General features: G+C 35.0%; 5 protein-coding genes. 3 read left to right on the plus strand and 2 right to left on the minus strand.

The window, feature by feature from the left end; genetic code table 11:
- Window positions 1–169 precede the first annotated feature (169 nt).
- A complete protein-coding gene (locus QQZ16_RS13290) occupies window positions 170–1,657 on the minus strand; it encodes an MFS transporter (protein WP_031535784.1) in 1,488 nt (495 codons plus the stop codon).
- A gap of 401 nt (window positions 1,658–2,058) precedes the next feature.
- Between QQZ16_RS13290 and QQZ16_RS13295 the strand changes: the two genes are divergently transcribed.
- The 3 genes from QQZ16_RS13295 to QQZ16_RS13305 all read left to right on the plus strand — a co-directional run bounded on the left by QQZ16_RS13295 (window position 2,059) and on the right by QQZ16_RS13305 (window position 5,248).
- The gene (locus tag QQZ16_RS13295; protein WP_031535785.1) at window positions 2,059–2,841 is read left to right on the plus strand and encodes a formate/nitrite transporter family protein; all 783 of its coding nucleotides are present in this window, start codon (window positions 2,059–2,061) and stop codon (window positions 2,839–2,841) included.
- A gap of 300 nt (window positions 2,842–3,141) precedes the next feature.
- Window positions 3,142–4,890 carry a SulP family inorganic anion transporter gene (locus tag QQZ16_RS13300; RefSeq protein WP_048717319.1) on the plus strand — a complete coding sequence of 583 codons (1,749 nt, stop codon included), beginning with the start codon at window positions 3,142–3,144 and terminating at the stop codon, window positions 4,888–4,890.
- A gap of 22 nt (window positions 4,891–4,912) precedes the next feature.
- Complete coding sequence (locus tag QQZ16_RS13305) at window positions 4,913–5,248, plus strand: ArsR/SmtB family transcription factor (RefSeq protein ID WP_031535787.1); 336 nt, start codon at window positions 4,913–4,915, stop codon at window positions 5,246–5,248.
- Between the two features lie 78 nt (window positions 5,249–5,326).
- On the opposite strand, the gene QQZ16_RS13310 is transcribed toward QQZ16_RS13305, so the two are convergent.
- Window positions 5,327–5,749 carry a NusG domain II-containing protein gene (locus QQZ16_RS13310; RefSeq protein WP_048717317.1) on the minus strand — a complete coding sequence of 141 codons (423 nt, stop codon included), beginning with the start codon at window positions 5,747–5,749 and terminating at the stop codon, window positions 5,327–5,329.
- Window positions 5,750–6,000: the final 251 nt, after the last annotated feature.

Here is a 6,000-nt window from a genome sequence, read left to right on the forward strand (position 1 = left end):
GCAGATTCCCTTCCCAAAGACTTATTTTTTAAAATACTACATCATCATTTTATTCAACTGTCTAATATTTATTATTACTTTTTTTGATTCTTTACATTTCTTTTACTTTCCTTCACCAAAAAAAGATCAGCCTTCCTTTCAAAAAGGAATACTGATCTTTGGACAATCTTTATTTTGTAAAAATGGTTTTTCTTTCTTTCCAAGCAAATCCGGAAATAAGCAATATGAGAGTTCCCATAATTAGTACATATGTGGTAACTGCCCCAGCAACTCCAAACGCCTGTGATAAATACCCAAGACCGATTACTGGAAGACTCACGCCAAGATAAGTAATAACAAAGAAAGTTGAGACAATATTTCCTTTTGTTTTACTTGGAGCAACTTCATTTACTAGTGCTAAGCTTCCAGCATATGCGGGTCCATTCCCTCCCCCTATAAGTACGGCTGAAATCAGCAATAATGTTAGGGATTGTGTATAGATTGTTATTACTAGAAGCACAAGTCCCACTGCAAGAAAGGCATAACCGATTGTAATCAATTTCATTAATGATAGTTGTTTTAGTAAAATTTGATTTAATGCTGCAGCAATTAATCCGAGTGCTACTACAATTCCTGATATCGTTAAACTAGTAACTGTTGTAAAACTAGACAGATTAGAAGGGATTAAAGACATAAACATACTTATAATCGACCATGCAACAAAAGAAGTAAGGGAAGCTAACAGGAAAGGCTTCATGATTTCTTTTGGTACAAATGGCTTCTTTAATTGAACAGGCTTCAAACCTGGTCTAATATTTTCATTTAGGAAAAACAGTAGGATAAAACACGGAATAATAAATAATAAATGCACATAGTAAGATAATCTTAATGGGATTGGAGCAAAATCCCCTAGTAATCCGGAGAGAATTGGCCCAAATGCATTGCCGAGTGTGACGGCAAGGGCACATATTAAAGCAGTCTTTTTCGTATTTTTCTTCTCATCAAGTTCGGTTAAAGCAGCCACTGCTACTCCATTTAAAATACCAACAGACAAACCTTGGAATAATCGACCGAGAAGAAGCATTCCCAAACCATTTGCAATGGTAAAACAAAAGGTTCCTATCAGCGAGAAGAAAATTCCTGGGATTAACACTTTCTTTTTCCCAATCTGATCAGATAATTGTCCGGCAATGACAATTGCAGGGATAACAGTAAAAGCGTAAATGGCAAACACAAGGGTAATCATCCCAGACGTAAGGCCCCATTCCGCACGATAAAGTGAATAAAGAGAAGCTGGTATGTTCGTTCCAAATAAGGTTAAAAACAAACTGCAGGCTACGAGCCAGTAAGATATTTTTTTGCTTAAAGTTTTTTGCTCTCTTAGTACCTGAATCGTGTCCGTACTTTGAATCAGCTTTTGTTGAAAAGCTGATTTATGGATGGCATCTGCATCTACTTCCACTACATCCATTAATCCTTGTAATCCTATTAAAAGAGTTTGTACTTGCTTCTCTTCTGCAGAGCTAGAAATTTGTATTCTTGTTGTTGCTTCTCTTTTATAATTTTTGGTTTTTATATCTTCAATATTTACATGATGCGTTCCAAATAAGCTGGATATACGAGCCAGAACTCCCGGCTGATCGTTTACAAGCATCGAAATGCGATATGCTGAAGTCATGAGCTCTTCACTCCCTTTTTAGTTTCCATCTTATATTTTATGATTGAATAAATATAAAGTCTATACATTTGTAAGAAAATATAACATGAATTCTTCGACAAATTATTCCATGTTGATATTATACGATATTTATCTGTTTTTTCTGTCTTTAACAATGCTTATTTACTGTATTTTCAGAAAAGTCTTGTATATTATTTGTATATTTTAAAGTGGTACTTTTGGGAATACTAAAGAAATAATTGCAAAGTTGATTAAATTGTGAACAAATTTCGAATAAAAAATATTATTGTGATTTTTTTCACAAAATATTATTGACCTAATAAAGAATCAACATGATAATAATAGGGTAAGAAACATAACTACAGTGGTAAACAAGAAAACCTTATTCAGGAGGATTAACAATGGAAGGCGCATCACTTCACGAAGTAGAAAAATTAGCCTTAAAAAAATTAAAAATCTATAAAAAAAGTAAGTTTCGCTTTTTTATGCGTGCCGTTGTCGCAAGTATGTTTATTGGCTTTGGTGTCATTGTTGCATTTAAAACTGGTAATTTCTTTTATGCAGTGGAATCACCGCTTGCCTATCCAATGGCAGCTTTAGTATTCGGGGCAGCTATTATTCTAATCGCCTATGGTGGCGGAGATTTATTTACAGGGAACACCTTTTATTATACTTATGCAGCATTAAGAAAAAAAATAAGATGGTCAGATGTCTTTAAAATTTGGGGAACAAGCTATGCAGGTAACATTATTGGAGCCATTTTCTTTGCCATCTTCATCTTGTTAACGGGGTTATTCAAGTCTCCTAGTGTAAATGACTATTTGCTTCATGCAGCACAAGCTAAATTGGAAGCACCCATAAGTGAACTTTTCTTTCGAGGCATTTTATGTAACTGGCTTGTCTGTTTAGCTTTCTTTATCCCTATGGCTTTAAAAGAAGATATTGCAAAAATTACTGTCATGATTTTATTCGTATTCTGTTTCTTTATTTCAGGCTACGAACATAGCATTGCCAATATGGCAACATTCTCTATTTCTTATGTACTAGATCAAAACCCAGCCATTACGATTCCAGCAATTATTCGCAATTTAATTCCTGTAACATTAGGAAATTTAATAGGCGGAGTCGGATTCATGGGCGTTATGTACTATTATGTAAATAAACCATTTATGGATGAAGAATAAGGAAAATACAAAAAACCGATGCATCCCATTGTTGTATCGGTTTTTTAGCTTCATTATGGTATTAGTATATATGTATTTTTATATTTAGGACATTTTTAATGAGTAGTAGTACGTGATATAGTTGAATTTAATGCCTCCATCGCATTTATGATCCAAACCCATCCCTAAAAAAATCCCCCCTCATAAAACACACAAAAAAGTTCACAAAAATCACTTTGACTTTTTCCCATACAAGGCGTAAATTCTAATAGTATATTCAAATAATCAGATATATAAATATTCAAAAGAAGAAGGGCTACTATGAAATGGAATTGGAATGATAATCGATTTGAAAATTACTCGTTTGCATCTTTTAGAAAAGATATTACATCTGGCATCATTGTTGGTATTATTGCCATTCCTCTAGGGATGGCTTTTGCGATTGCATCTGGTGTAAATCCTGAATATGGAATTTATACAACCATAATCGCCGGAATTCTTATTTCTTTATTTGGAGGATCGAAGTTTCAAATTGGTGGTCCTACTGGTGCTTTTATCCCTATCGTGCTTGGCATCGTCCTCAGTTATGGTTTTGAAAATCTATTAATTGCCGGGTTTTTAGCTGGCATTATTTTAGTTTTATTTGGCGTATTTAGGCTTGGTTCCCTTATTAAATATATTCCGAGATCTGTCACCATTGGCTTTACCTCTGGAATCGCAGTAATCATTTTCACTGGCCAGATCCCAAATTTTTTAGGCCTGCAGGATATAGAAAACCATGAAGCCTTTCTTCTTAATATGGGAGAAATATTCCAGCATTTCGATACAGTTACTCCTTATAGTATTCTTACAGCTATTATTTGCCTTGTGATCCTTCTTTTGTCGCCAAAAATATTTCCAAAACTTCCGGGACCATTAATGGGATTAGTTATTTCTACCATTATTGCAACTATTTTTTATCCTAGTGAAATTGCGACTATAGATTCGGTATATGGTGGTATTCCAAATACATTACCATCCTTCCACCTTCCTGCTATAACTTGGGACAGGGTTACATTACTAATCCAACCTGCTTTTGTCATTGCCATTCTTGGTGCCATTGAATCCCTGTTATCTGCTGTTGTGGCAGATGGTATGACAAACAACAAGCATAATAGTAATAAAGAATTAATCGGACAAGGAATCGCTAATATGATTGCACCTTTATTTGGAGGCATTCCAGCTACTGGCGCAATTGCCCGTACTGCCACAAATATAAAGAGCGGCGCGGTTTCCCCTCTTTCTGGAATCATTCATGGGATTGTAGTCCTTATCATTTTATTAGTTCTTGCACCTTTTGCAGGCAGAATTCCGCTCGCAAGCATGGCTCCCTTATTAATGGTAGTAGCGTGGAATATGAGTGAACAGAAATCATTTCGAATGATTCTCCAAACAAAAACCGGAGATTCCCTTGTTTTAAGCGTTACTTTTCTGCTAACCGTCTTTTTTGACTTAACAACAGCAGTAGAAATCGGCTTGTTTTTGGCTATCATTATCTTTACTAAACGGATGAGTGATATAATGAAAACATCTCAACTACTACCTAGTGATTCAAATAAATTAGAAAAAATCGATCAAAAACGATCACATGGTTGTCCGCAAATCAGTATTTTCGATGTAGAGGGACCATTATTTTTTGGGGCTGCCCAAGCATTTGAACAAACCCTGTTGCGCTCCATTCATCGCACTCCTGAAATATTAATTTTGCGGATGGGGAAGGTTCCATTCATGGATTTAACTGGAGAGGCATATTTCGCCAATATTATTCAAAGCTTTTCCAAGCATGGCAAGGTTTTAATCTGTGGAATGAATCCTCAGCCAGAAAGCATCCTTCGGAAAACCGGCTTATATGAAAAAATTGGAGAAAAGCATTTCTTTATGCATACAGGTGATGCGATTGACTATAGCTTACTCATTGTTAATAAGCAGCAATGTGAAGGCTGTAAACATTTTGCTTTTCATGAATGCGAAACATTTTCCAATCAACAAGAACAGGAAATAAAAAAGAAAACAGCGATAGCATGGAAGTAAGTGAAGAAAGGGAGGAAGGCATTTGAATCTAGATATTCAACAATTTAAAGCAGATTTTTTTAAAGCACTAGCCCATCCTTTACGAATCAAAATATTAGAAATTTTGGCACAAGGCGATAAAAGTGTGAATGAAATTCTCGAGCTTTTAGAGCTGGAAGGTTCAGCTGTGTCACAGCAATTAAGTATCCTCCGTACTAAAAATATTGTTATTGGGAACAAAGAAGGAAACCGAGTCATTTATTCTCTAAGAGACCCAGCAATCATTGAACTTCTATCTGTTGCAAAAAAAATCTTTAACAATCATTTAATTGATACGATTACTATTTTAGATAAGGTAAAGGAAATGGAAAAAGGATAAAGAGCATGGAAATTATTTATTTCAAATAATTTCCATGCTCTTTTAGTGAAAACAATACGATTGAAAATATGTTAAAAATCAATGAGATAAGATTAGTCCATCCTCTTCCATCTCTTCTGGTTTTTCTGCGACAATTTCTATTAACACTTTATGTGGCAAGCAAATAATGGTTTGGCCAGGTATGCCTTTCCACCCCATCTTTACTCCAATCTGGTCTGGACTATTATCTTCTTTAATTCTAATTTGCTCGTTCTCCACTTCAATTAGATTATATTGTTTGCCTTTTCCTTTAATCATGAATTGCTCATTTTCCGTATGTCCAGTTAAGTCTACTTCACGAATGACTTTGCCGTCCTGTGTAATAATGGCGATGACTTTATTTCCTTCTTCTTCCTTACTTTGATTCATCGCAAATACGGCCATTGGGACAAATGAAATGACTAGGAGGATAACGACCATTATAATATCAAAGGGTTTTATCATCTTAGAGTATTTTCTCATCGAAAACTTCCCTCTCTATCAGCTAATATACATCACTAGCGTCGCATAAAAATTGACGGAATTTTCCGTTATTAATTATCCTTACTTTTGAGTAAAAAGAAAGATGATTAAACATAGGTAGTAAACATCCATTTTTTTACTATACCTTGTGGCGAGTGTGATAGAGACAGTGATTGGCTTATGGGACAGTGTTTCCCCCTATTTTTCTCAACCAAATGTGTTCCGGTTTCCATAAAGCTGCTTTCAAATAA

The organism is Bacillus sp. T2.9-1 (assembly GCF_950097965.1).
Lineage (GTDB): Bacteria > Bacillota > Bacilli > Bacillales > Cytobacillaceae > Niallia > Niallia hominis.

Excerpts from the sequence above, each read along its gene's own strand:
- QQZ16_RS13295 (WP_031535785.1), top strand. The coding sequence starts at position 2,059 with ATGGAAGGCGCATCACTTCACGAAGTAGAAAAATTAGCCTTAAAAAAA.
- QQZ16_RS13290 (WP_031535784.1), bottom strand. The coding sequence starts at position 1,657 with ATGACTTCAGCATATCGCATTTCGATGCTTGTAAACGATCAGCCGGGA.
- QQZ16_RS13310 (WP_048717317.1), bottom strand. The coding sequence starts at position 5,749 with ATGAGAAAATACTCTAAGATGATAAAACCCTTTGATATTATAATGGTC.
- QQZ16_RS13300 (WP_048717319.1), top strand. The coding sequence starts at position 3,142 with ATGAAATGGAATTGGAATGATAATCGATTTGAAAATTACTCGTTTGCA.